Here is a 25,314-nt window from a genome sequence, read left to right as displayed (position 1 = left end):
TGTCTGGCGGTAATAGCGCGGTGGTCCCACCTGACCCCATGCCGAACTCAGAAGTGAAACGCCGTAGTGCCGATGGTAGTGTGGGTATTACCCATGTGAGAGTAGGGTGCCGCCAGACTTTTAAATTAGAGAGAGCCCAGCAGTCATGCTGGGCTTTTTTGCTTTTGTGGTTATCTTAATTTAGCTTTATTTTATATTGAATTAACAGTATTTAGTTAATTACATCATTTTATTTAACCACAAAACACTATTAACCTTACCACCTAATAATATCAATTAGAGCCTAACCAAAAGACATGTTCATTAACTATTTTCATCTAATAATAGTAAACATGGATGTTGAAGATTTTAATCTAATAAAAATAAGTCAGGAAAGTAATTGATTTTATTTAATTTTTTATTTTGTTGTTTTTTATAAAAATAATTTCATTTTAATCGATAAGATCCTTATCTTGCATCATGTTAGGCATAGTTATATCATGGCTACAATCCCATATTATTAAGGAATAACTATGTTAAAGTCAATTGACCCAACTACTACTACGTCTTGGAAATCACTCCAAGCTAGCTATGAAAAACATCACACCAAAACCATTGCCCAGATTTTAAAAGAAGAATCTCAACGCGTTGAAAAGCTCAGTATTCCTTTTGAAGATGAGTTTTTGGTTGATTTGTCAAAAAATCGTGTTACACAAGAGACGTTAGAATTGCTTTATAAGCTTGCTGACGAATGTGATCTGGCTGGCGCAACGCAGGCTATGTATAGTGGCGAGAAGATCAACCGCACCGAAGATCGAGCTGTATTACATGTGGCCTTACGCAATGTATCGAATACTCCAATTTATGTAGACGGTAAAAATGTGATGGATGATGTTAACGCTGTCTTAACTAAAATGGAATCATTCAGTAAAAAAATTATTAGTGGAGAGTGGAAAGGCTACACCGGTAAGGCGATTACGGATGTAGTGAATATTGGAATTGGTGGTTCTGACCTTGGTCCACATATGATTACTGAAGCATTACGTCCGTATAAAAATCACTTAACTATGCATTTTGTGTCGAATGTTGATGGGACACATGTTGTTGAGGCGCTGAAAGGGTTGGATCCAGAAACGACGTTATTTTTAGTCGCTTCTAAAACCTTTACTACGCAAGAAACTATGACTAATGCGCAGACAGCACGTGCATGGTTACTTGATGCAGCTAAGGATGATAAAGCGGTTGCGTTGCATTTTGTTGCGTTGTCAACCAATGCGAAGGAAGTTGCAAAATTTGGTATTGATACAACCAACATGTTTGAATTTTGGGATTGGGTCGGTGGACGTTATTCGTCATGGTCGGCGATTGGGTTGTCGATTGTGTTATCCATTGGGTTTGATAACTTTAAGCAATTTTTGGCAGGTGGCCATGCGATGGATAAGCATTTCCAAAGTGCGCCAATCGATAAAAATATCCCCGCTTTGCTTGCCTTAATCGGTATTTGGTATAATAACTTTTGTGGTGCTGAAACCGAGGCGATTTTGCCTTATGATCAGTATATGCATCGTTTTGCTGCTTATTTTCAACAAGGAAATATGGAGTCAAATGGTAAGAGTGTAGATCGCAATGGCCATAAAACACCTTATACCACCGGTCCAATTATTTGGGGGGAACCGGGAACAAATGGTCAACATGCGTTTTATCAATTAATTCATCAAGGTACTAAACTTATTCCTTGCGATTTTATTGCACCGGCGATTAGCCATAATCCGATTGGTGATCATCACCCTAAATTGCTATCTAACTTTTTTGCTCAAACAGAAGCGTTAGCTTTTGGTAAAACAAAAGAACAAGTTGAGCAAGAATTTATTGCTGCTGGTAAGACGCTTGATGAGGTGAAGTCTATTGTTCCGTTTAAGGTTTTTGACGGTAATAAGCCGACGAATTCGATATTAGTGAAAAAGATCACACCTTATACGCTCGGTGCATTGGTTGCGATGTATGAGCATAAGATATTTACTCAGGGCGTTATTTTGAATATCTTCAGTTTTGATCAATGGGGTGTGGAGCTTGGTAAGCAATTAGCAGGACGAATTTTACCTGAATTAGCGGACGATAAACCTGTAAATTCTCATGATGATTCAACCAATAATTTAATTAACCAATACAAGAAGTGGCGTTAGGTTGTTTTAGCCACTTGGTGAGTTTATTTAGATAAAAGAAAACCTTCAGTTTAGGCTGAAGGTTTTTTTATGTGGAAGAATGTGTTTGCTTATTTTTTAATTCGCATTATTGGGGTTTTACCTGCTTCGACAGAGCCTGATAATTTGGTTAACTCAACGACTGTTTCCATATTCGAAATGACCACAGGTGTTAACACTGATTTGGCTTTGCTTTCAAGTAGTGGTAGATCGATTTCAATAATGGTATCGCCTACTTTTACTTGTTGGCCTTCTTCTGCAATTCGAGTAAAGCCTTCGCCTTTTAGTTCTACGGTATCAATACCAAAGTGAACAAAAAGTTCGATGCCTTCATCTGATTCAATAGCAAAAGCGTGGTTGGTTTCGAAGATTTTGCCAATTTTTCCATTTAATGGTGCAACAATTTTATTCCCAGATGGTTTGATTGCAACACCATCGCCAACGATTTTTTCAGCAAAAACCACATCTGGTACATCTTCGATTTTGACAATTTCACCACTTAAAGGGGCAATAATCTCGATGCTGTTTTTATTATCATCAGATACAAATTGCTTAATTTTATCGAATAGACCCATTATTGTCTCCTAACAGATTTGCTTTTCATTAGCATAATTTTCAATCAAATCAATAACTTCTTTAGAGGTTGCTTTTTCTAGTATAGTATCAGCAAATTTTTTCGCCTCTTCATAGTTAGTGTTACGAATTAATTTCTTAATTTTAGGAATAGATACGGCACTCATACTAAATTCATCAAGCCCCATACCCAGCAATAAAATTGTGGCTCTTTCATCACCAGCAAGCTCGCCACACATACCAGTCCATTTTCCTTCTTTATGAGAAGCATCTATAACCTTTTTAATCAGTGTTAACACTGAAGGTGAAAATGGATTATAAAGATGAGAGATCAATTCGTTACCACGATCAACAGCAAGCGTATATTGTGTTAAGTCATTGGTTCCAATGCTAAAGAAATCTACTTCTTTGGCTAAATGATGTGCAATTACGGCTGCTGCTGGAGTTTCAATCATTACGCCGATTTCAATATTTTTATCGAATGCTTTACCTTCGGCATTTAATTGTTCTTTAAGAATATTGATTTCAGATTTTAATGTACGAATTTCTTCCACAGAAATAATCATTGGGAACATAATGCGTAATTTACCAAATGCTGATGCACGTAGAATTGCGCGTAATTGCGCATGAAGAACTTCTTTGCGATCTAAACAAATACGAATTGCACGCCAGCCTAAAAATGGGTTTTCTTCTTTTGGTAAATGCATATAAGGTACATCTTTATCACCACCAATATCCATAGTACGGACAATTACAGATAAACCATTGGTAGATTCGGCCACTTCTTTATAAGCTTTAAACTGTTCTTCTTCATCAGGATAGGCTTCGCGATCCATAAATAGAAATTCAGTACGGTATAGACCAATACCTTCATAGCCGTTACGTTCAGCACCTGCAATATCACGCACAGTACCAATGTTGCCACAAATTTCTACTTGGTGACCATCGAGTGTTACTGCGGGTAGATCTTTCAATTTAGCTAGTTCTTCTTTGTCGCTAATATATTTAGTTTGAACTTGTTTTAATTTTTCTTGAGTGGTGTGATCTGGATTGATATAAATAGCATTATTTATCGCATCCAAAATAATAAAATCCCCTTGTTTGATTGCTTGAGTTGCATTAGATGTACCAACGATAGCAGGGATTTCTAAAGAGCGAGCCATGATTGAGGTATGTGAAGTCCGCCCACCAGCATCAGTAATAAAACCTAATACCATTTCTAAGTTTAGCTGAGCTGTTTCCGATGGTGTTAAGTCAGTTGCAACTAAAATACAAGGTTGACTGATTGCACTTAAATCAACGATTTCGATACCTAAAATATTTTTAAGCAATCGTTTACCAATATCACGAATATCTGCAGCACGTTCTTTTAAATATTCATCATCTAAATTTTCTAGTTCTTTAGCTTGAGTTTCAAAAACAGATTGAACAGCGGCATCTGCGCTTGAATGTTTACTTTGAATACGAGAAATCACTTCTTGCTCAAGATCCTCATCTTCAAGAAGCATAATATGCCCCTCAAAAATGACTGCTTTATCTTCGCCTAACGTAGATTTTGCTCGTTCCATAATCGCATGCAATTGTTTGCTTGATTTTTCTCGAGCTTCCTTAAAACGCTCAATTTCCGCGTCAATCTTGTTATCGAGAATTTGTCTATTATTGATAACAATAGGCTCTTCTTTTAATAATAGCGCTTTAGCAAAAGCGATACCCGGGGAAACAAGTGTACCTGATACCATAACATTTAATCCTTATTCAATTTTAAAACCGTTCATATCTAATTGGGAGAGATTATTCTAATTCTGGAATTAATTTTACTAGATGTTGTACTGCTTCTTTTTCGTCTTCGCCTTCGGCTGAAATAGTAATTGTTGTCCCTTGTGTCAAACCTAACGTCTGTAATTTAAATAGACTTTTAGCACTTGCACTTTTTCCATCAGATGTGACAGTAATTTCTGCATTGAAGTTTTTGGCTTCTTTAACAAATTGCGCAGCAGGGCGGGTATGAAGGCCGTTAGATGCAGTAATGGTGACATCTTGTGTGTACATATTTTTTTTACTCCCAAAATATTTTTATTTCAGCGACCAATATAAATAAAAACTGCCTGAAAGGCTAGTAAGATTTCATTGTTCTTTTATATTAAGTCAATTGTATTAGCTATAATTTATCAGTATCGGTAGATACGAGTGACTTTGTCACTGCAGTTTTTAAATTCTACCTGCCCATGGATTCCGTGTTTAATATTTTCAAAAACGATTTCTTCACTACCATCAAGCTGTGATACGTGAATTTCTTCTTTGCAGAAGGTTTCGAATCGTTGTAATTCTTGTTCGCTATTACCTAATTTATACGATTTAGGTAAATCTTGGCTGGTTACATTGGTATGTATTTTATCTTGTACATCAAGAATAATGATGCCTTTATTTGGTAAAAATGAACTACAGGACGCTAACGATAATGCTAATCCTAATCCTAATCCTGAAAGGCATAATAGACATAATCGTTGCAGAGGCAATTTCGCAATTAATCCTACAATGTTCAAAATAATTCCTTTATAAAGCACAGTAACCTGTTTATTATTTATAATTAGATACGGATTATATACTAATAATCGAAGAAAGTGCATAGTGCATTTTCAGTGATGTGACAAGATTAGGGTGGAGTTTATGTCAGATACTATTAATTACGATGAATTTAATCGTCAACTAGTCCAAAATAAAATAGGTATTACCGCTGCTGAGTTGCATGGTTTTCTTTCTGGTATCTTAGCTGGTGGTAATCATGATGAGAGCTGGCGTTCGTTAGTTAAAGATATGTTGAATAATGGACAAGAGTTTGACGCGTCGTTAGATGAGCAAATTAAAAACCTCTATCATTTAACTAAACAACAATTTTTTAATGAAAACTTTGAATTTGAACTGTTACTCAGTAGCCATGATCTGTTTGCGCAAATCGATGATTTGGTTGGTTGGGTTAACCATTTTTTGCTTGGTATTGGTCTTGCGCAACCCAAAATTAATCGCCTTAAAGACGATGTTGGCGAAGCAATTTATGATTTACGCCAAATAGTGAAATTAGGTTATGACGAAAGCGACGATGAACAAGAGCTCGGTTTTGCATTTGAAGAGATTAAAGAATATGTCCGCATAACGGCTATGCTTTGTTTCGATGAGTTTAATGAGACGGATATCTCCCCAACAATTCATTAATATTAATAATTATACCTCTATTAAGGTCATGACAATGATAAACAGCAATATCAAAATAGAACTTTTGGCTCGCAGGGAAAAGCTACTTTCCCAAATGGCAACAAATAGTATTGCACTTTTTTTTGCTGCTCCAGAAATGGCGCGCAGTAATGACACACATTATCCATATCGGCAAAATAGTGATTTTTGGTATTTTACGTTTTTTGCTGAACCGGAAGCGGTTTTTGCTGTTGTCAAACAACAAGATAATACACCTAAATATGTTTTATTTAATCGTAAAAAAGAGCGGTTAGCCGAAACGTGGACAGGTTATCGGTTAGGACAACAGGCAGCAGTAGATGCTATTTGGGTTGATGAAGCTTATCCATTTGATGAAATTGATACTGTATTACCTGATTTATTAAATGGTAAAACAATCATTTATCATGCTGATCAACAGTATGCATATGCTGATAATTTTGTTGATAATGCAATGAGGAGGTTGCGTCAAGGTTATAGAACGAATCTTTCTGTACCCAATTGTATTATTGATTGGCGACCAATAGTGCATGAAATGCGTATGTTTAAATCAGACTTTGAAATGGCTATTTTACGTCAAGCTTGTCAAATTAGCGCAAAAGCGCATATTCGTGCTATGCAAAAATGTAAGCCGAGCATGTTTGAATATCAACTGGAAGCTGAAATCTTACATGAATTTGCTTGGCATGGTGCACGCGCTCCCGCTTATAATACTATTGTCGGTAGTGGTAATAATAGCTGTATATTGCATTATGAGAATAATAATGAACAGTTAAAAGCGGGCGATCTAGTCTTGATTGATGCTGGCTGTGAGTATCAATATTACGCGGGGGATATAACTCGTACCTTTCCTATTAATGGTCAATTTAGTCAAGCTCAGCGTGAAATTTACGATATTGTTTTAGCATCACAATATCAAGCCATTAAGTTACTAAAGCCAGGAACTTCTATTATGGAGGTGAATCATTATGTCGTTAGAACAATGGTCGAAGGTTTAATCAGATTAGGTATTATGCATGGCGATATTGATACTTTAATTGCTGATAAAGCTTATAGCACATTTTATATGCATGGTTTAGGACATTGGTTGGGGATTGATGTGCACGATGTGGGTAGCAATCGAGATCGAATTTTAGCGCCGGGCATGGTGTTAACGGTGGAACCGGGTTTATATATTAATCAAGATGCCGATGTGCCAGCGCAATATAAAGGTATCGGCATTCGAATTGAAGATAATATCTTAATTACTCAATCAGGAAATGAAGTTTTGACCAGTGATGTCCCTAAAAGTCCTGCGGAGATTGAAAAACTGATGGGGAACAAACTTACTCATTAGCCATGTTGTTGCTGTGATTTTTAGGTGATTACCATTTGCCGCTGCCATTTATTAACTATACAGATGCTATAGAAATAGATGTTACAGCGGTTTTATTTGTTGTGATTAATTTAAACTAATTGATTTATCGCGATTGAAGATAATTTTTATTTTCAGATCTTTGGCTGCAATTGGTTTATATTTCCACGTTTTCATGGCATTAATGACAGAACGATTAAAAATATTATTAGGATTTGCTTCAATAATACGAATATTTTCAACGTGTCCATCACTGTTTACATCAAACAGCGCTACTACATAACCTTCTAAGCGCATATCAAGCGCTCGGCGTGGGTACTCTGGTTGATTTCTCCTTATTGGGGAAGGGTTGCCTGAATATCGACGGCTATCTGAAATTTGCGGAGCAACAGAAGTATTAGCAATATTTTCACTAATCACTTCTTGTCTAACTTGCTGATGCGATGCTTTTTGAACTGGGGGATGCTTTTTCTTCGGTTTTGGTTCTTTTTTTGCTTCAATTTTCTTTTTGGGTTCAATGGTCGGTTTATCGGTTATTTTTTCAATAATGGATTCTGTTTTTTCTTCTTTAACTTCAGGTTCGACAATTGGTTCAATAACCGGTTGTATTGGTGTTTCTTCGATCTTTTGGTTATCAATAAGTTCGCTATTTTCTACCCCTTGAATGTCTGGTTTATCTTCTACTAGGGATTGTTCTGGTGCTGCTAACAGTGATAGATCGACCATGACAGCTTTAATTGAATTATCACCTTCGTCGACTACGATATTTTGGGCAAGCAAGACAGAACTAAATAGTAGTGCAAATAATACAAGATGAGACAGTACAGAAACTGATGCACATACATAGGCATTTTGGGTCTTCTTTTTAGTTGGGCTTAAAGGCGCCTTGGTATCATTGATGTCTATATCAAAGTTAATTTTCATAATGATTATCATTTTCAACTTAAGGGAATTATTCTAAATGAAAATGCTTATCATTTGTAGTCTTTTTTAAAATATGATAGATGACACCTTGTTGCCAAATAATATTTATCAGATAATAGAAAATAAATATCAATTATTTATAGTGGTTAGGCTGATGAATACTCCATCAATGAATCAAATACTCGATCTTGTTAAAGAAGATCTTATTAAAGTCAACAAAGCTATACAGGCAGAACTAAGTTCTGATGTGGCTTTAATTAATCAGTTAGGCAATTATATTATTAGTAGTGGTGGGAAGCGCATACGCCCTGTTATTGCATTATTAATTGCTAAGGCACTCAATTACCAAGGTGATAAGCATATTATCACTGCAGCTTTTATCGAATTTATCCATACAGCCACCTTATTGCATGATGATGTTGTTGATGAATCGGATTTACGCCGTGGTCAATCAACGGCAAATGCCCTTTTTGGTAATGCTGCTAGTGTACTTGTAGGTGATTATATTTATACACGCTCTTTTCAAATGATGGTGCGCACAGAATCGTTTAAAGTCTTGAAAATTATGTCGACTGCCACCAATGTTATTGCTGAAGGCGAAGTACAACAACTTATTAATTGTAACGATCCTGATATTACCAAAGAACAATATTTAGAGGTAATTTATCGCAAAACGGCTCGTTTATTCGAGGCAACCTCGCATTCTGCTGCTGTGTTAGCTGGTGCAAATGAAGAGCAAGAGTTGGCTTTACAGGAATACGGCAAATATCTAGGCACAGCCTTTCAAATTATCGATGACCTTTTAGATTATAGTGCTGATAGCAATCAAAAATTAGGTAAAAATTTAGGGGATGATCTTAATGAAGGCAAACCTACTTTACCTCTTTTACATGCGATGCATCACACTAAAAATTTTCACGATGCGGAATTAATTCGCCAAGCAATAAAGCAGGGTAATGGGCGTAACTTATTAGATCGTATTTTACAAATTATGGAGGAATGTGGTTCGCTAGATTTTACGTTACAAACCGCTCAAAAAGAAGCGCAAAAAGCGTTTGATGTTATCGCTATTTTACCCGATTCGCCTTATAAAGAAGCGTTACAAGCTCTTGCCTTATTATCAGTAAAAAGAGAAAACTAATAAGTTAGTTTGTTATGTGCGCTTTTATGTTTAAGCGCATCGTTTTCTGAAATTATTTATCATAAGTTTTATTTCTAATAACTTCACAATTTAATTATGGTGATTATTTATGCTTAAAAGGTCTTGGCCTGTTTTGTTAATTTTTATTTCGATGATTTCAGTTCAAGGCAGTGCATCTATCGCTAAATATTTATTTCCCGTATTGGGGCCAGAGGGAATGACGGCTTGGCGATTGTTTTTTTCGGCAATTATGTTGATCTTTATCTTCAAACCATGGCGTAAAACAATGACAAAGCAGGCATTGAAATATATTTTTTTGTATGGAATTTCAATTGGCTGTATGAATTTAGCATTTTATAACGCAATTGCAAGAGTGCCTTTGGGGATTGCTGTTGCTATTGAACTCACGGGGCCGATTATGGTTGCAATGTGTTCTTCACGTAAATTACTTGATTTTATTTGGCTTAGTATTGCTATTGTTGGTCTTTTCATGCTGTTGCCATTTTATCAAGTGTCAGACAATTTAGATCCTATAGGGATTTTATTTGCATTGTTAGCTGGAAGTGGTTGGGCGTGTTACATTTTGTTTGGACGTAAAGCTAGCATGCTTTATGGTGCATCAAGTGTTGCTGTTGGGGCGGTGATTGCTACCTGCTTTTTATTTCCTATTGGTATTTTGCAAAGTGGTAGCACAATGTTTTCGTTGGAATTACTGCCTCTGGTTTTCGTGGTTTCGTTATTAGCATCGGCGATTCCTTATGGATTAGATATGATTGCTTTACCGAGATTACCAGCGCAAACATTTAGTACATTAATGAGTTTGTCACCTGTTTTTGCCGCGCTTTCTGGATTAGTGGTTTTGCATGAACAGTTAACTTACAACCAGTGGCTAGCCATTATTTTCATTATTATCTCATCAATAGGCACCGTGCTAACCATGAGTCGTCCAGTAAAGATTAAATCGGTTAAACCAAACCCAGAAAATAAGTAACAAGATTAATTTATTAAAATTAATATCGCGCTGTTTATCCGCGCGATATTTTTATGAACAGCTTATACAAAGATAGCGATGATTATCGCTCAGAGAAAAATTGATTTATAACGCCTTAACGAGGTGGGAACCCCATTCCACCGCCCATTAGTCCTTTCATTTGGCGCATCATTTTCATCATGCCACCGCCTTTCATTTTTTTCATCATTTTCTGCATATCTTCAAACTGTTTTAATAGTTTGTTGACATCTTGTACTTGTGTGCCCGATCCATTTGCAATACGGCGTTTACGTGAACCTTTGATGATTTCTGGATTGGCGCGTTCTTTTAATGTCATCGAACCAATAATGGCCTCCATTTTGATAGTGATTTTATCATCCATCTGCGCTTTGATATGATCAGGAAGTTGACCAACACCAGGTAATTTAGCCAACAGAGTACCCATTCCACCCATATTACGCATCTGTTTTAGTTGGTCTTGAAAGTCATTAAAATCGAACTTATCGCCTTTTTTCAGTTTTTTAGCAATTTTTTCTGCTTTTTCGCGATCGACATTATGCTGCAACTCTTCAATCAAAGAGAGTACATCACCCATACCTAAGATGCGCGAAGCAATACGATCGGGGTAAAACGGCTCTAAAGCGTCAGTTTTTTCGCCCATCCCTAAGAATTTTATCGGCTTACCAGTAATATGACGAATAGATAGCGCCGCACCACCACGCGCATCGCCATCAACTTTGGTTAAAATTACACCGGTAAGTGGCAAAGCATCATTGAACGCTTTAGCCGTATTGGCAGCATCTTGCCCGGTCATGGCGTCAACCACAAATAATGTCTCAATTGGATTAATGGCTTGATGAAGCGCTTTGATTTCATCCATCATGTCGTTATCAACATGCAAACGACCCGCAGTATCGACAATAAGTACATCAAAGAATTGTAATTTTGCATGAGAAATAGCTTTATTTACGATACTGACTGGTTTTTCAGTAATATCAGATGGAAAGAACTCAACATCAATCGCTTTAGCCAGTGTTTCTAACTGTTTGATTGCCGCAGGTCGATAAACATCGGCAGACACCACAAGTACTTTCTTTTTCTGTTTTTCTTTTAGAAATTTAGCCAGTTTAGCAACACTGGTTGTTTTACCTGCACCTTGTAACCCTGCCATTAACATCACCGCAGGTGGTTGGGTTGCCAAATTGAGTGAACTATTGACTTCCCCCATTGCACGGGTAAGTTCATCTTGAACTATTTTGATAAATTCTTGACCTGGTGTTAGACTCTTGCTGACATCTAATCCAACAGCTTTTTCTTTAACTTGATTAATAAATTCACGAACTACTGGCAGGGCGACATCAGCTTCAAGTAATGCCATACGTACATCGCGTAGTGCATCTTTAATATTGTCTTCAGATAGTCGTCCACGACCACTGATATTGCGAAATGTCTGTGATAAACGGTCGGTTAAATTCTCGAACATATTAACTCTCGTAATAAATAAAAAATTGTAATTATCATATCAGAAAATTTCAATAAGTCCCACGATCATAATTTTACGCCGGCTTGACAGCAAATTGCGATCCTGTTGAAATGAGGACAAACAAGAAGCAAATACCTTAACCATTTTAGTTATTAAAAAGTTGGGTAGATTAAATAAGGAGAACAGAGTATGGCAAAAGTAATTAGTACTGACAAAGCACCTGCTGCAATTGGGCCTTATGTTCAGGCGGTCGATTTAGGTAATATGTTATTTGCCTCAGGACAAATCCCACTGGACCCCACCACAGGTGACATGCCAAGTTGTGTGAAAGAACAAACCAAACAAAGTTTAGCCAATGTTAAAGCGATTGTCACTGCGGCCGGTTATCAAGTCAGTAATATCGTCAAAACAACTATTTTTTTAGCTGATATGAATGACTTTGCCGCGGTAAATGGGGTATACGAAGCATTTTTTACTGAAAATAATGCCTCTTTCCCTGCTCGCTCTTGCGTACAAGTTGCTCGAATTCCTAAAGATGCTAAAGTCGAAATTGAAGTTATTGCTGCTAAATAAATTTGCTTACCTAATTAGCACCAAAAGGTGCTAATTTTTGTCGAAAAGTTTTAGGAAAACCTACGTTTTAGTATAAAAAAGTGGGTCAAAACACATTATATTTTTAGTTGTCCCATCGCTTACTTTTTATTATCAAAAATACAGCCATTTTCTAACCAAAAATCAAATTAATTATTTATTGTTAAACTGTTATTTAATGATTGATTGCCAATAGAGTTGGTGCAATAATCTACAAATATTTATTGTTGTTTTTGTGCCAATCGGATTGTGATCATGTTTGAAAAAGTAGAGTCGTATGCAGGGGATCCCATTTTATCGTTAGTCGCTGAGTTTATGAATGATAGCCGAGATAATAAAACGAATTTAAGTATTGGTTATTATTATGATGAAAATAGCGTGGTTCCCCAATTGCAGTGTATAAAAACTGCTCGTGATGATATTTATCATCTCAATCAAGGTGCACAGCTATATTTGCCAATGAGTGGTTTGCCTGCGTATTGCCAATCAATTCAGTCTCTATTATTTGGTGAAGATCATTCGGCTTATAAAGATAAACGTATCGCAACGATACAAACGTTAGGTGGTTCAGGTGCTCTTAAAATAGGGGCTGATTTTTTATTTCGCTATTTCCCAAAATCTGAAGTATGGGTCAGCGATCCAACATGGGAAAATCATATCGCTATTTTTAGCGGTGCCGGGTTTAAGGTAAACAAATATCCCTATTTTGATGAGCAAACTTGTGGCGTAAAATTTGAAGCAATGCTTGAAACATTAAATCAACTACCAGCTAAAAGCATTGTGTTACTTCATCCTTGTTGCCATAACCCAACCGGTGCTGATTTAACACATACGCAGTGGGATAAAGTGATCGAGGTGTTAAAGGCCCGTGATCTTATTCCATTTATGGATATTGCTTATCAAGGTTTTGGCAAAAGTATTGACGATGATGCCTATGCGATTCGCAAAATGGCAGATACAGGATTGTGTGGATTTGTCAGTAACTCATTTTCGAAAACATTTTCACTCTATGGTGAACGTGTTGGGGGATTATCCGTTTTATGCGATAACAGTGACGTCGCTGCCTGCGTATTAGGGCAGTTACAAGCCACCGTTCGCCAGAATTATTCAAGCCCAGCAGCTTATGGTGCGCAATTAGTGAGTTATGTATTAAATCATCCAGAGCTTAAAGCGCAATGGTTTAAAGAAGTCGAATCAATGAGAAATCGCATTGTAACTATGCGTACAATGTTGGTTGAATTATTAAAAACTGCTGCACCTAACCGTAATTTTGATTATTTGGTTAAACAGCGAGGCATGTTCAGTTATACCGGTTTTAGTAAAGAGCAAGTTACACAATTGAAAGATAATTTTGCTGTTTATTTGGTGGGCAGCGGAAGGATGTGTGTAGCGGGTTTAAATCACCATAATATCTACCGTGTGGCAGAAGCATTTGCTGCATTAAAATAATCATATTACTAAAAGGAGTATATTGTATGTTCCATAAAATGTTAATGTTGATATTTGGTATTGCTATGACAACACTTGTTGTTGGATGTAACACTGTTAAAGGTGTTGGTCAAGATGTTCAATCTGGCGGAAAAGCCATTTCACATACTGCCGAAAAAGTGAGTGATAAAATGTAACTAAGGTTATATATGCCTAGCAATATTTCCGTTTTTAACTATGTTTTAGAGTAAAAATGTTACGTATTTTATCTATACTTACATTGTTTTTACTTGTTGGGTGCGGTTCGTTAAACTATCGAACTGCACCTTTAACGCTGGAAAATTGCCAGTATTCAAACCTATCGGGTCTTGAATTTTTATTAAATAAACTCCCCTCAAATATACAAAATTATCAGCATGTTTATATTGCCCAGAGCCGAGCAAGCAAACATTTACCAAGTAGTTATGCCGGAATAAAAGGTAAATTAACCGATCAAATTTTGGTGCGAGATTATCCTAAAGAAACATTTTGGCGAGCACCAAATTTGTTCGAAAGGGCTTCTTTGTATGATGATGGATACGATGATCTTTACATCAGCAAAGCTCAAAAAGAAGCTCGTGACCGTAAAGCCAAATTCGTAGTAAGGCAAGCACTGTTACAGAACTGCCAAATCGTTTATATCTCTATTGATTCTTTAGCCAAAGATAGGGATAATCCTTTACTCATCGAATCTAATGATTTATCAATCATTAAACAGGAATAAAAATGATAAAGGAAAAAGAACTTAAAGGATTAGGCGGTTGGCTAATTTTAGTTGGTATTGAATTATTTTTTTGTTTTATTTTTATTGGATATGTTACTTTTTCTAGACTAAATGCGATTAATTTTATCGGCGTGTGGACACAATTATTGGATCCATACTCGGAAATGCACACAATTCATTTGGGTCTGTTTATTTTAGGTGACATGGGGCTAAATTGTTTATTTTTGCTTTTAAACGCTTATATTATATTTTTATATTTTACTAAAAGTTATAAATTTCCTAACTTTTTTATTATATTTAGTAGCAGTTTTATTGTTTTTAAGCTAATTCAAAGATGTTGGTATCTTTTTATCGTGTTACCATTTGAAGTTAAATTCGAGTTTTCTTTTATAAAAGATATTGTTATAGCAATCATTTATACCTGTATTTGGATTGCTTATGTGTTAAAGTCAGTGCGAGTCAAAAATACATTTGTTAATGGTCGCCGTAGTGACGGTACCTATAGCTCCACTGTTGGTTAATTGTATTAAGGAAATAAAATGACATCAAATTTAGAACGTTCAGCAAGTAGAAAAGTCAAAAAAGCGGTTATCCCTGTTGCCGGTTTGGGTACGCGCATGTTACCTGCAACTAAAGCAATTCCAAAAGAGATGCTTCCGGTTGTTGACAAACCACTTATTCAATATGTGGTTAAAGAGTGTATTGCAGCTGGCATAACTGAGATTATTTTTGTGACTCATTCATCAAAAAACTCAATTGAAAACCATTTCGATACTAGTTTTGAATTAGAGGCCATGTTAGAGGCACGTGTTAAACGTCAGTTATTGCAAGAAGTACAAGGCATTTTACCTAAAAATGTCACAATAACCAGCGTTCGCCAAGGTTTAGCTAAAGGACTGGGGCATGCGGTATTATGTGCATATCCTTTAGTTGGCGATGAGCCGTTTGCTGTGGTTTTACCTGATGTAATTATTGATGAATACGAAAGTGATTTGACCTGCGATAATTTAGCGGCAATGATCAATAATTACCATGAAACCAAACACAGCCAAATCATGGTAGAGCCAGTGCCAAAAGAGCTAGTTTCTTCTTACGGTATTGTTGACTGTCGTGGTGAAACGTTATCTGCTGGTAATGTTGCACAAATGTATAGCGTTGTTGAAAAACCACCAGTTGAAGAAGCACCATCAAACCAATCGGTAGTTGGACGCTATGTATTATCTGAAAAGATTTGGCCTTTACTTGCCAAAACACCATTAGGCGCAGGTGGTGAAATTCAATTGACCGATGCAATTGCCATGCTACTTGAAGAAGATAGTGTTGATGCTTATTGCATAAAAGGTCGTAGCCACGACTGTGGTAATAAACTCGGTTATGTGCAAACCTTTGTTCAATACGCAATGCGCCACAAAAGTTTAGGTAAAGATGTTAAAGCGTGGTTAAAGACGCTTTAGTTTTAATAACATCAAACAATATTAAAAAGACGCAGTTTGCGTCTTTTTTCATTCTTAAATTTGAATATTTTATTAATATCAATTTTACCTTTAAAAAGGTATGCAATTTTCGCGTATATTTTGTAGCTCCTTTGGACTATCTTCATAATAGTCTATTTTGGATATTCCAATGCGCTTTCCATCGTATTCAATAGAATCAATACAATTGAATACGATAGGATGCTGATAATAACCAAAAAATTGAGGTATAACATAAGTAATTTTAATATTTTTTGGCTGTTGAGATACTGGCTGTTGAGATACTGGCTGTTGAGATACTGGCTGTTGAGATACTGGTTGACTAGCAACAAAAGCATTACTTTTAAAAAAATAGTAGCCACCACTAATAACCAATACTAGAAAAATAGCTCCTAATACCCAAAGTACTTTGTGGCTAATTGATTTACTTTTTTTTTCAATAACAATATTACTCATATCTTATTACCTATATTAACTCACTATCACAACACGAGCCTGCATTGAATGCGACGGTTTGATTTATTTGTTTTAGTTAAGCATTATCATACTTAGCTAGTTATTCATTTATATCTAAATGTGTTAACGGAAGAAAACGATATAAATTACGATATTTGCTTAATATGTTATTCACTTCTGCTTGTTGTTCTTCGGTTAATTGAGCACTGATTTGCGCTACTTTTGTTGTTGCTTTGGTTTGATTATATTCAACTAACAAACGATACCAAACTAAAGCTAACACATTATTTTGAGGGATTTCTTTACCTTGCTCATGCATTTGTGCAAGTTCAAACCACATTTTATAAATATCATTCGAGGATAATTGTAAATTTGCATAAAAGTATTTTGAGAAGCGATTTGTTTGATAGTATTCGCTAATTTCAGGATCTAAATGGTACTGCCTTAAATCATTTTGTAATAAAACTAATTTAGTATATTCAAACGTATTAATATTTGTATTTTCATAATAAAAAGCTAAAAGCCCTGCAGCAGCAGGGCTGCCTGATTTTAGTGATGTTTTTAGATAAGGTAGCACGGTATTATTTGGCAAAGTAACCTGTTTTTGTGCCAGTTCAAAAATTGCATAAGGATTATTATCTGCAACTTGAGTTTTAAGCATTGCATGAAATTGTTCATATTGTTTTGACAATTTGTAATATTGTGTTTTTAAAAATGCTTTCTTTTTATCATTTTTATTACTGCTATCAATCCAACTAAAGAGCAACTCTTTCTTAGGTGTACAAATAAAAGAATCTGCACCGTTATTCATCTGACTTAACAACTCACCTTGTGCAAAAGTATCACCATTAGCTGCAAGTGACAATGCGGCTTTACAACCTTGATACGTTTTTAGCCCATTCCCATGTGAATCATGTCTTATTTGGTGATATGTGGCTTTATCGTTTTGGTTCACTTCGCTTTGAGTTTGTAACCAATCCATTCCATCAACCATAACCGTTGGGGAACGGTACACTTGTTGATGGTTAAGGTATTGGGTTGTTAACCAATCAAATTCAGGATGAGATTTATCAATTGTGATTAAAAAATCCTGTGCGGGTTGATAACCTTGCTTAGCTGCCAAATCAAGATATTGCCAAGCCTCATGATAACTTTGCTCAACGCCTTTGCCTAAATAATAAATGGCACCTAGCCGATAATTTGCTTTTGAATTACCTAATTCAGCCGCTCGTTGGTAATAGGTGATTGCTGTCTTTTCATCCTCAAGAATAAAGTCATATAACGTACCAAATTGATAAAGCACTGTCGGATTGTTGGGTTCAATTTTTAATGCTGATTGATAAAGATCTATCAATTCATTAGTTGTTTTACCTTCAATATTTCTAGCATCACGATAAAAACCATAAGCTATTTCCTGTTGTTGGGCAAGTTTCAGCAAAAGAGGAATAGATTCAAATTCACGTAAAAGGGCATAACTCTCAACTTGAAGTGTTTCGACTAGATCTTCTATCAATTTTTCATAAAAAACTTCTTTATCTTTAGGGTTATCTGCAAAAACAACGTCGATAACCTTTTGGGCTTTAGCAATATCAAAGTTGTTTATATAAAATGGCGTAATAACTTGATGTAAAAATTGATTTTGCAATGACATATCAGTTGAAGATGTAACGTATTTATATTTTTTTAAGTTCATCTGATAGTCTGTTAGGTCATCTTGGTACATGCCTAAATGATAATATTTTATTGCTTCTTCAATATCTTTTTCTACACCTAAACCATTTAAATAAAACCACCCTAACTGGAAAGCTGCTATCTGTTTAGACTCTTTTGATATGTTAGATTGCTCGGCTACTTTTAATAACCATTTTGCTGCCCAAAGATAATTAGGAGTATCTAATTTAGAACCGTCGGGTTGCCCACCCTCCAAAAAGTAATTAGCCATTTGCATTGACGTATCTAATGTTTTTTCATCAACAAATTTTCCGGTATTATTTGCTGTATTTTCAAGCCAGTAGAGCGACTTTTTGGGGTCATTGAGCTTATCTTGATAGAGTTTATAAAGTTGATATTGTGCAAGATTATAAAATCCCCAATCGGTACTTGTGCTAGCTATTTTATAATGCTTGATTGCTTTAGCATAATCGGCTTTAACCTCTGTCCCCTCGTGATAAAGCAATCCTAACCAATAATGGGCTTCGCCGACGCCAATTTTTTTACCATTTGGCTGTGCTAACCAAAATGTACCTTCAACGATTCGAAATTTTGCTTTATCTGGAATCGGTGAGGCAGCTCTTTCTAACCAATAAAGCCCTTTTTTAATATCTTTAGGCACCAATTCGCCTTTAATATAAGCAATACCTAAATCTTTTTGGGCGATAGGGTATAAGTTTTCGGCCGATTTTGTTAAAAACTCGATATATTTATCGGCCGATTTATCGCGGCAACCTGACAATTTTTTATCATGATGACTAAAATATAACTGATCAGTTTGACAATAATAACTATCGTTTTTTGTTAAAGGGCTATAAGCCTCAGCGATTTTATATTGGGCAACGCTGTCTTTCTTTTCGATAGCTAAATACCAATCTTTTTGATAGATGACACTTGCAAATGTACAATTTGGGAAAGCCAAAAATATGGCCAATAAAAAAAATATTCTTATATTATTCATTTTATTATGTCTTACTTGTTCAAGTTTAAATTACAAAATAGATAACGATCTTCCATCAATTTAGCGAGGTTGGATTAATGGAGTTTTATCAACTTCAAACGAAGAAAAATATAAACTAGGTTGATAATGAATTGCCTTTGCATCATAAAGCCGTTCGGTGTTCAGCGAAGGAGTTATATAATATTGTGTAAGGCGTTTATCTTTTGCCCAGTCAGGAATATCGCTAAATGAATAATGATAATAGACCAATCTTGATGTTCTACTGCGTTGATTATACCTTGTTGGACTCGATTCAGTTTTATACACATCATTGACTTTAATGTTGCCAAAACAAAAACCGCCTTTTTCTGGATTAAAATACGTTTTACCTTCTTGGGATAATCGATATCTTGTGGCATAAGTTAATGACCCATCCAACTTGGTTATGGATAATTTACGTTTAGTTAATAAGTTTAAATCGACAAAAATATCTACTAGTTCATCATTCAGATTATCTTCAACGATATTGTCATCAAAAATATCTTTAGGGAATTGTCTTACTTCTTCAGGTAAAGAATAACACAATGGTTGATTCTTATTGATTGTCGATTGTAATTCATCTTTATTGATGTTGTTATCACAAGCCACAAGCGACAAACCACAAAGCAACATAAATAGTGTTTTTAATTTCATTATTGATGCCATCCTTCGTAGATGTGGGTAATTAAACCAATTCCTGACACGCTATAAAGCTGATTGTTTTTATCTAAACTAAATGTAGCGATTGCGGTCTTTGATGGATTATTAATATACGAATTTTGTTTTGATAAAAGAGGCTCAATATTGGCAGGAAAATCTTCCACTTTATATTGGTACTCAACAGTAACATAATTACCATCTTTATCGGTTTTGCTTATTTTTTCAACCGTGACCTTACCAAAACAAAAACCAGAATGCCGTAATTTAGGCCAAGTTTTATAGTAGCGTTTCCCTTTTTCGGTGAGGTGATAAGTGTATCGATAATTTTGCTCATAGTGACTTCTCTCTTTGATCGACTCATCCACTAATTCGGCATCGACCGCCATCAATAGAGGCTCTGATACTAAGACAGAATAATCAAAGTGATAAGGGAAATTATCAATGCGTGTAAATACAACGCATTCAACGGGTTCACCATTCTCATTAATTGCATCAAAACGTTGTTGAATTTCTTTTTGCCACTGTTCAGATGTTAAATTAAGTGTCGCATCAGCACGTGACTGATTACTAACGATGGTTAACATCAATGCCATACATAACTGACAAGATGATATATATTTCTTAAATTTCATAAAGTTTTAACGCCCTATACCTGTATCAGAATGATAATAAAATGGTTCAAAAAACAATGCATTTTGCAAGTTAGTTAATTCTTCTGAATCATTTTGTTGTTCCGTTGCATCAATAAGTTCAGTTAATGATATTGGAAAGCAACGTCCCTTATTCAGATAATCAAAATTTGCTATAGAAAGTGCCGAATCTGTTAACGCAAATTGACTACAGCGATAAACAGGTTGCTTATCAAATTGATATTCTGGTCGTACTTTAATTTGCTTAGCCCAATCAAATTCCATTAGCGCAGAATTAGCTAACATATTGTTAGGCGGGGTGGTTAAAACAATCATATGATCTTTAACAAAAATGACTTGAGCAATAATCTGACCGGTAATAACTTCTTGTCTGTTATTTTCGCCGATACGTTCAAAAATATAACGATAACCAAATTTCATTGTGTGGTTTTCAACATCTAATTGTGGCTCTATTAACCATTCAAAATGTTGATAGCGATTGCGGTAATTTATCACTTTGCGTTGTAAATTATTTTTTATTTCTTGCAGACGCAGAGGATCATCAAACAGCTTTTTTTCTGCCTTTAAATCAATATAGCCAACATTATGTACAGAAATACACAATTGATTATTATTGCTATATGCTGGCATCAAAAAACGATTACAGTTTTTTTCAAGTGAAGGCCACTCATAATAAATATAACCATTTGGTATAGTTAAATCAGCAATATCTTTAATATTAACCGTTTCAGGACCGGCTAAATAGGTTTCATTTTTGGTATGATTGATTGTATTGGTGTTTTTATCATTTTGTTTTTTAGTGACAAAATAATTGGCAATTTCACCGATTTTATCTTTGGGAATGTCAACGACCTTATATTTTTTATCCATCCAAGTATCTATTACGACCGATTCATTCACATATCGGTTTAATAAGCACTCTTTTTCAATGTCTAAAGGCCATACAATGTTATCTTGGGGATCTTTTAAAACGATCAAATCTTGCTTACAAGCACTGTTTTGAGTTTCATCGATTTTATCTTCATAGAATAAAACATGACCATCCTGATCCAAAATTTTGGTTAAAAATTCTTCATCTTTATAGTCTTTTTCTGGTAATTTGGTTTTAGCATAAAACAGCACATGATCACCGACTTGAACGGTACTATAGTCATCGTATTTGTCGAGAGTTTCGCCTGTAGCATTAATTAAACGATACTTATCTTCATTACTATCCTTTTTAACCCAACTTACCGAACCATAAAAAGGGGCGACTTGATAAAAGCTATTTTCATAGAGCATTGTCCCTTCGTAATCGTAAAGTTGATATACCATATAATTATCTTGATAATTTTGCACCCAAAAATATTGACCAGAAAGATCTACATTATTATCAAAATGATAGCTATTCATCTCCCATGCTCGTTTACCGATATCCACTTCTTTACCGGTTTTTTTATTAATAAGATATTTGCTGTTATGTTTGTCACACAGCTGCATGATTTTATCGAGGGTGGCGTCTTGGCAATGTGGATTGTATTTGGTGTTTAGCTCATTGGGATTCTTGCTGACAAATTGCCCTTGCAAGTCAATATACCCCCGTTTATTATCTTGCGTTTTTACTTCGGCGTAACCATTATTAAATGGATTGATTTTTTTATAATAAACGCCTTTGGGGGTAATTAAATGACCATCGGTATCAATTAAAACCGATACCCCGGTATCTTGATAGTCATAAGCAATTCTTTCATTACCTAAATACGTTAACGACCCACCGGGTTTGAAAGTTAAAATATCACCCTGTTTATCAAAAGAATATTCAAAGTTGTTAACTTGATTAAAATTATTAAAAAAAACATCATTACTTTTTTGTATAATCCAATAATGATCCCTATAAGTTATTGAGTTTCCATCCCCCTCATTATCGACAATCACCTTACCGCTACGATCAAGTAACAAATTCTTATAAGGCACATAAAGTCTTGCATCATCAGCATACGACGACATTGAAAAGCAAGCCAAACTTATTAGATATAAAGCGCTCTTTAATCTTTTTCTTATCACTTATTTATTTCCTTTCCTCAGTAATAACAATATTCCATTTATTCATTATTGACGGTGAGCGTTTATTGAATAATGGTAATAGTAAAATTAATGATTATTTTTATTAACACCTAATTCTAAAATAAAATAAGGTTAATTTCTTGTTATTTTTCAAATATAATTTTTGAAAATGGCGTATGGTTTTTATTGAGGGGGGCTTTTCTATAAAAAAACACGCTATCAAATGCTCAAAAATCGGTCAGGAAAGGTATTGATTTTATTAAAGTTTTTGTTGGGCGTTTTTTAGACAAAACCACCACCCAACCCAGTTTATTAACAAAACTTTACAAAAAACTAACAAAAAAACTAGCGCATAATTAATCAACCGATTATAATTTAAGCGCTTTAAAAGCAAGGGAAAGCTCGTCAGTCGAGCAGTCAGTTATAAAAAGTGTAAATAAAACAAAAAATTACTTGACAGGATGACCGAAATGCGTTACCATTTATGGCACATGGCACATGGCACATGGCCTGCCAAACCTATACCTTAAATCTTTTTCAATTTCACCGTAGTCTAAATCAGACACAGTTCTTATCTCCATCACCGAAGTCATTTCGCATAGCGAAATCGACGCCGTCATCGCGGTCTTTTCAGGCGATGTTCTCGGCGGCTCTTCGACAACCTCTTCGGCAAAATTATCGTCGATATCCAAGTGGTTATTAAGACCGCCATTATTGTTTAGACCTTCATTGTTATTTAAATCGGCATTATTCTTTGCGGCATTGTTGTTATTGTCCTATATGCAGGGAGCACAGGCGTTAACGGCACATACATCAAGGGTAATAGAGGGAAGTGCGCCATATTTAACGTCTGATGGAGGCCAAACCAAGGTAACAGACCTTGAATCGTTGTTCACTATTACGTTGCCTCATGGTGCAAAGGTTTCGCCGTCAACGAATACATCAAGTAGGACAAATCCAATAGTATTATCAACATGGCGTACTTTGGGTGATATAAAGACTATTTTCCCACCATCGACCACTTTTGTGCGTTTAAATGATTTAGTCAATACTTATCATTATTGGGGAGATGATGATGGAGATGGAGGTGTAACGGCGACAGGGACTTTATGGCTTTCATTAGATGATAAGTATGGAAATACTGTACGTCCTAATGATACATTAGATGCATGTAAGGCGCCTTATAGGGTAACAATAGGTTTAAACCCCGATGGTGCTAGTTTAAGTACACAGTATGGCGTGCCAAATCGTCGTGTATTTTCAACTACTAATAAGAGTGTGGCGTATTATTTTTCCCCACCGGTAACGCCAAAAGTCTGCTCTGTAAGGCCGAATTTGCGCTTTGGTGGTACTGGTGCTAGTGTAACCCTTGGGCGTCCTCCTTACGACAATACCTATGTAGACAATTCCAGCTACGCCGGTCCATCTAACATATGGAGTCCTACAAAGGGCTTTTTAGTTCAGTCTACAAATCCATCGTCTTATGACCTAAACTTTCCAACTACAGGTTCAGATGGATTGTATTTTGACTTAGAGTTGCTTAGTGGCATCGATGCAAGTCAGTTGACATGGTCTGTTGTCACGAATGGTAGTATAAGGGCTACAGTGCGTTGGACAAGGCCGCGTACAGATTCACACCAAGAAGTATGGATTGGACGTACCGTACAACATGATGACTGGATTATAGATAAATCTAAGAATGTAACACGGGTAACATTAATAGGTCCTAAGGCAAGTGATTCTCAGCAGAGGTTAGATAATCCTAGTCGTTTAAGTGTACCAAATTTGCCACAGACCTTTGAGTTGGTGGGTAGAGATAGAAGTGGTAATGTAGTAGCTAAGTATGGATTTGTATTGCAGAAGTGGTTCGTCAATCGGGGTGATTGGCGTAGCACACCGTCTAAGCAATCCACTTGGTGTAGTAATTTGGGGTATCGTGTTGCTAGGGTAAGGGATTTAACCAATGCAGTCAGAACTGGTCATTATCCTATTTCTGGCGCAACGCCTAACTCATCTGTTAATAATTATATGCGTCACATAGGTGCTGGTTTTTTCTCGGAATGGGGCTGGATGAACGGCTACGCTGATGCGGGCTTCATATACAATCATTACTGTACAGGTGACGAAGGATTTTCATCAGCAACTGACGTGTTTTGTCCGGTGGCTGTCTACTCGGGCCTCGGCGATATCGTAAGCGTTTCGGACACTGGATACCACGCTGTTGTTTGCACCGCACCTTAACTTTTATTTCTTAGTCCTTAATCCTTGGGCCGCGGGGGCGGTTATGGAGCCTGAGAGGACAATCTAACAAAGAATAACGCCCCCGCGCAAGTTGGGGCGTTTTCCCTTAGGGTTGCGCTGTTGCGGCGAAGCCACAATCGCGCCGCCCCCGCCGCCGGCGACGCTGAAAGTGTCGATGGCGGTGGCTCAGGGGTAAAATCAAATAAATAAAGAGAAGTCATGTAATGGAAATAGAACAAAAATTAGCATTAAGTGAAAATCCGATACATTTTTTGAAAGAAGGTCTTTTTTTAAAGGCTTATAACCAGTCATTTTATGTCATGAGTCAATTATTAGGATTTAACCTAAAGCCGATAATCAAGCATATTAAAAAACTCGACCAAATTATTGTATGTGGTGGATTTCCGGCTAATGTCATCAATAAACGTTACCCTAACGCAGTGCCAA

The 25,314-nt window shown here is 36.0% G+C and carries 25 protein-coding genes and 1 rRNA gene; 15 read left to right on the top strand and 11 right to left on the bottom strand.

Going from position 1 to position 25,314, the window contains the following annotated elements; translation table 11 throughout:
• Window positions 1-2: 2 nt before the first annotated feature.
• Both rrf and pgi read left to right on the top strand, forming a co-directional pair.
• A 5S ribosomal RNA gene (rrf, locus tag ACYH9I_RS10845) occupies window positions 3-118 on the top strand.
• A gap of 394 nt (window positions 119-512) precedes the next feature.
• Complete coding sequence (gene pgi, locus ACYH9I_RS10840) at window positions 513-2,162, top strand: glucose-6-phosphate isomerase (protein WP_483560728.1); 1,650 nt, start codon at window positions 513-515, stop codon at window positions 2,160-2,162.
• Between the two features lie 89 nt (window positions 2,163-2,251).
• Here pgi and crr read toward each other — a convergent pair whose 3' ends face one another.
• The 4 genes from crr to ACYH9I_RS10820 form a co-directional block, all read right to left on the bottom strand.
• Window positions 2,252-2,755, bottom strand: coding sequence for a PTS glucose transporter subunit IIA (gene crr, locus ACYH9I_RS10835; RefSeq protein ID WP_091350771.1), 504 nt, complete (start codon window positions 2,753-2,755; stop codon window positions 2,252-2,254).
• A 9-nt stretch (window positions 2,756-2,764) separates the two neighbouring features.
• Window positions 2,765-4,492: a phosphoenolpyruvate-protein phosphotransferase PtsI gene (ptsI, locus tag ACYH9I_RS10830; protein ID WP_483560727.1), complete on the bottom strand. Its 1,728-nt coding sequence runs from the start codon at window positions 4,490-4,492 to the stop codon at window positions 2,765-2,767.
• A 52-nt stretch (window positions 4,493-4,544) separates the two neighbouring features.
• A complete protein-coding gene (ptsH, locus tag ACYH9I_RS10825; RefSeq protein ID WP_483560726.1) occupies window positions 4,545-4,802 on the bottom strand; it encodes a phosphocarrier protein Hpr in 258 nt (85 codons plus the stop codon).
• A 119-nt stretch (window positions 4,803-4,921) separates the two neighbouring features.
• Window positions 4,922-5,296, bottom strand: a complete 375-nt coding sequence (locus ACYH9I_RS10820; RefSeq protein WP_483560725.1) for a hypothetical protein — start codon at window positions 5,294-5,296, stop codon at window positions 4,922-4,924.
• 124 nt (window positions 5,297-5,420) lie between these two features.
• Between ACYH9I_RS10820 and ACYH9I_RS10815 the strand changes: the two genes are divergently transcribed.
• Both ACYH9I_RS10815 and pepP read left to right on the top strand, forming a co-directional pair.
• The gene (locus ACYH9I_RS10815) at window positions 5,421-5,963 is read left to right on the top strand and encodes a UPF0149 family protein (protein ID WP_483560724.1); all 543 of its coding nucleotides are present in this window, start codon (window positions 5,421-5,423) and stop codon (window positions 5,961-5,963) included.
• Between the two features lie 37 nt (window positions 5,964-6,000).
• Window positions 6,001-7,317 carry a Xaa-Pro aminopeptidase gene (gene pepP, locus ACYH9I_RS10810; RefSeq protein WP_483560729.1) on the top strand — a complete coding sequence of 439 codons (1,317 nt, stop codon included), beginning with the start codon at window positions 6,001-6,003 and terminating at the stop codon, window positions 7,315-7,317.
• A 105-nt stretch (window positions 7,318-7,422) separates the two neighbouring features.
• On the opposite strand, the gene ACYH9I_RS10805 is transcribed toward pepP, so the two are convergent.
• Window positions 7,423-8,259, bottom strand: coding sequence for a TonB family protein (locus tag ACYH9I_RS10805; RefSeq protein WP_483560723.1), 837 nt, complete (start codon window positions 8,257-8,259; stop codon window positions 7,423-7,425).
• A 154-nt stretch (window positions 8,260-8,413) separates the two neighbouring features.
• Between ACYH9I_RS10805 and ispB the strand changes: the two genes are divergently transcribed.
• Together ispB and ACYH9I_RS10795 are read left to right on the top strand one after the other, a co-directional pair.
• Window positions 8,414-9,400, top strand: a complete 987-nt coding sequence (gene ispB, locus ACYH9I_RS10800; protein ID WP_483560722.1) for an octaprenyl diphosphate synthase — start codon at window positions 8,414-8,416, stop codon at window positions 9,398-9,400.
• A 109-nt stretch (window positions 9,401-9,509) separates the two neighbouring features.
• Entirely contained in the window at window positions 9,510-10,391 is an 882-nt protein-coding gene (locus tag ACYH9I_RS10795) for an EamA family transporter (protein ID WP_160403986.1), read from the top strand.
• Window positions 10,392-10,506: 115 nt separating this feature from the next.
• On the opposite strand, the gene ffh is transcribed toward ACYH9I_RS10795, so the two are convergent.
• Window positions 10,507-11,874 carry a signal recognition particle protein gene (gene ffh / locus ACYH9I_RS10790; RefSeq protein WP_091350793.1) on the bottom strand — a complete coding sequence of 456 codons (1,368 nt, stop codon included), beginning with the start codon at window positions 11,872-11,874 and terminating at the stop codon, window positions 10,507-10,509.
• Between the two features lie 189 nt (window positions 11,875-12,063).
• Between ffh and ACYH9I_RS10785 the strand changes: the two genes are divergently transcribed.
• The 6 genes from ACYH9I_RS10785 (at window position 12,064) to galU (ending at window position 16,110) form a co-directional block, all read left to right on the top strand.
• Window positions 12,064-12,447 (top strand): RidA family protein, encoded by a 384-nt coding sequence (locus tag ACYH9I_RS10785; protein ID WP_160403985.1) that lies wholly within the window; start codon window positions 12,064-12,066, stop codon window positions 12,445-12,447.
• A 273-nt stretch (window positions 12,448-12,720) separates the two neighbouring features.
• On the top strand, window positions 12,721-13,914 hold the full coding sequence (locus ACYH9I_RS10780) for an amino acid aminotransferase (RefSeq protein ID WP_483560721.1): 1,194 nt from the start codon (window positions 12,721-12,723) through the stop codon (window positions 13,912-13,914).
• A 44-nt stretch (window positions 13,915-13,958) separates the two neighbouring features.
• On the top strand, window positions 13,959-14,090 hold the full coding sequence (locus ACYH9I_RS10775; RefSeq protein ID WP_370516545.1) for an entericidin A/B family lipoprotein: 132 nt from the start codon (window positions 13,959-13,961) through the stop codon (window positions 14,088-14,090).
• A gap of 56 nt (window positions 14,091-14,146) precedes the next feature.
• Window positions 14,147-14,656, top strand: coding sequence for a hypothetical protein (locus ACYH9I_RS10770; protein ID WP_483560720.1), 510 nt, complete (start codon window positions 14,147-14,149; stop codon window positions 14,654-14,656).
• A gap of 2 nt (window positions 14,657-14,658) precedes the next feature.
• Complete coding sequence (locus ACYH9I_RS10765) at window positions 14,659-15,177, top strand: DUF2569 domain-containing protein (RefSeq protein ID WP_483560719.1); 519 nt, start codon at window positions 14,659-14,661, stop codon at window positions 15,175-15,177.
• Between the two features lie 18 nt (window positions 15,178-15,195).
• On the top strand, window positions 15,196-16,110 hold the full coding sequence (galU, locus tag ACYH9I_RS10760; RefSeq protein WP_483560718.1) for a UTP--glucose-1-phosphate uridylyltransferase GalU: 915 nt from the start codon (window positions 15,196-15,198) through the stop codon (window positions 16,108-16,110).
• Window positions 16,111-16,200: 90 nt separating this feature from the next.
• On the opposite strand, the gene ACYH9I_RS10755 is transcribed toward galU, so the two are convergent.
• From ACYH9I_RS10755 to ACYH9I_RS10735, 5 genes are all read right to left on the bottom strand, one after another.
• Window positions 16,201-16,584 carry a flagellar basal body-associated FliL family protein gene (locus tag ACYH9I_RS10755; RefSeq protein ID WP_483560717.1) on the bottom strand — a complete coding sequence of 128 codons (384 nt, stop codon included), beginning with the start codon at window positions 16,582-16,584 and terminating at the stop codon, window positions 16,201-16,203.
• Window positions 16,585-16,684: 100 nt separating this feature from the next.
• On the bottom strand, window positions 16,685-19,255 hold the full coding sequence (locus ACYH9I_RS10750) for a hypothetical protein (protein ID WP_483560716.1): 2,571 nt from the start codon (window positions 19,253-19,255) through the stop codon (window positions 16,685-16,687).
• A gap of 60 nt (window positions 19,256-19,315) precedes the next feature.
• Window positions 19,316-19,927 (bottom strand): hypothetical protein, encoded by a 612-nt coding sequence (locus ACYH9I_RS10745; protein ID WP_483560715.1) that lies wholly within the window; start codon window positions 19,925-19,927, stop codon window positions 19,316-19,318.
• Window positions 19,927-20,565 (bottom strand): hypothetical protein, encoded by a 639-nt coding sequence (locus tag ACYH9I_RS10740; RefSeq protein ID WP_483560714.1) that lies wholly within the window; start codon window positions 20,563-20,565, stop codon window positions 19,927-19,929. The genes ACYH9I_RS10745 and ACYH9I_RS10740 overlap by 1 nt, the downstream gene beginning before the upstream one ends.
• 6 nt (window positions 20,566-20,571) lie before the next feature.
• A complete protein-coding gene (locus ACYH9I_RS10735; protein WP_483560713.1) occupies window positions 20,572-22,626 on the bottom strand; it encodes a hypothetical protein in 2,055 nt (684 codons plus the stop codon).
• Window positions 22,627-23,110: 484 nt separating this feature from the next.
• On the opposite strand from ACYH9I_RS10735, the gene ACYH9I_RS10730 reads away from it, so the two are divergent.
• From ACYH9I_RS10730 to ACYH9I_RS10720, 3 genes are all read left to right on the top strand, one after another.
• Complete coding sequence (locus ACYH9I_RS10730) at window positions 23,111-23,329, top strand: hypothetical protein (protein ID WP_483560712.1); 219 nt, start codon at window positions 23,111-23,113, stop codon at window positions 23,327-23,329.
• 11 nt (window positions 23,330-23,340) lie between these two features.
• On the top strand, window positions 23,341-24,867 hold the full coding sequence (locus ACYH9I_RS10725; protein WP_483560711.1) for a hypothetical protein: 1,527 nt from the start codon (window positions 23,341-23,343) through the stop codon (window positions 24,865-24,867).
• A 224-nt stretch (window positions 24,868-25,091) separates the two neighbouring features.
• Window positions 25,092-25,314 (top strand): hypothetical protein (locus ACYH9I_RS10720; RefSeq protein WP_483560710.1); only part of this gene is annotated, 223 nt, incomplete at its 3' end.

This window comes from Gilliamella sp. X-23, assembly GCF_057063545.1.
This window is presented reverse-complemented; position numbering and strand designations above follow the sequence as displayed.

Bases quoted from the DNA above. Each gene is read 5' to 3' on its own strand.
- pgi (WP_483560728.1), top strand. From the start codon at position 513: ATGTTAAAGTCAATTGACCCAACTACTACTACGTCTTGGAAATCACTC.
- crr (WP_091350771.1), bottom strand. From the start codon at position 2,755: ATGGGTCTATTCGATAAAATTAAGCAATTTGTATCTGATGATAATAAA.
- ptsI (WP_483560727.1), bottom strand. From the start codon at position 4,492: ATGGTATCAGGTACACTTGTTTCCCCGGGTATCGCTTTTGCTAAAGCG.
- ptsH (WP_483560726.1), bottom strand. From the start codon at position 4,802: ATGTACACACAAGATGTCACCATTACTGCATCTAACGGCCTTCATACC.
- ACYH9I_RS10815 (WP_483560724.1), top strand. From the start codon at position 5,421: ATGTCAGATACTATTAATTACGATGAATTTAATCGTCAACTAGTCCAA.
- ACYH9I_RS10805 (WP_483560723.1), bottom strand. From the start codon at position 8,259: ATGAAAATTAACTTTGATATAGACATCAATGATACCAAGGCGCCTTTA.
- ispB (WP_483560722.1), top strand. From the start codon at position 8,414: ATGAATACTCCATCAATGAATCAAATACTCGATCTTGTTAAAGAAGAT.
- ACYH9I_RS10795 (WP_160403986.1), top strand. From the start codon at position 9,510: ATGCTTAAAAGGTCTTGGCCTGTTTTGTTAATTTTTATTTCGATGATT.
- ffh (WP_091350793.1), bottom strand. From the start codon at position 11,874: ATGTTCGAGAATTTAACCGACCGTTTATCACAGACATTTCGCAATATC.
- ACYH9I_RS10785 (WP_160403985.1), top strand. From the start codon at position 12,064: ATGGCAAAAGTAATTAGTACTGACAAAGCACCTGCTGCAATTGGGCCT.
- ACYH9I_RS10780 (WP_483560721.1), top strand. From the start codon at position 12,721: ATGTTTGAAAAAGTAGAGTCGTATGCAGGGGATCCCATTTTATCGTTA.
- ACYH9I_RS10775 (WP_370516545.1), top strand. From the start codon at position 13,959: ATGTTGATATTTGGTATTGCTATGACAACACTTGTTGTTGGATGTAAC.
- ACYH9I_RS10770 (WP_483560720.1), top strand. From the start codon at position 14,147: ATGTTACGTATTTTATCTATACTTACATTGTTTTTACTTGTTGGGTGC.
- ACYH9I_RS10765 (WP_483560719.1), top strand. From the start codon at position 14,659: ATGATAAAGGAAAAAGAACTTAAAGGATTAGGCGGTTGGCTAATTTTA.
- galU (WP_483560718.1), top strand. From the start codon at position 15,196: ATGACATCAAATTTAGAACGTTCAGCAAGTAGAAAAGTCAAAAAAGCG.
- ACYH9I_RS10755 (WP_483560717.1), bottom strand. From the start codon at position 16,584: ATGAGTAATATTGTTATTGAAAAAAAAAGTAAATCAATTAGCCACAAA.
- ACYH9I_RS10750 (WP_483560716.1), bottom strand. From the start codon at position 19,255: ATGAATAATATAAGAATATTTTTTTTATTGGCCATATTTTTGGCTTTC.
- ACYH9I_RS10745 (WP_483560715.1), bottom strand. From the start codon at position 19,927: ATGAAATTAAAAACACTATTTATGTTGCTTTGTGGTTTGTCGCTTGTG.
- ACYH9I_RS10740 (WP_483560714.1), bottom strand. From the start codon at position 20,565: ATGAAATTTAAGAAATATATATCATCTTGTCAGTTATGTATGGCATTG.
- ACYH9I_RS10730 (WP_483560712.1), top strand. From the start codon at position 23,111: ATGGCACATGGCACATGGCACATGGCCTGCCAAACCTATACCTTAAAT.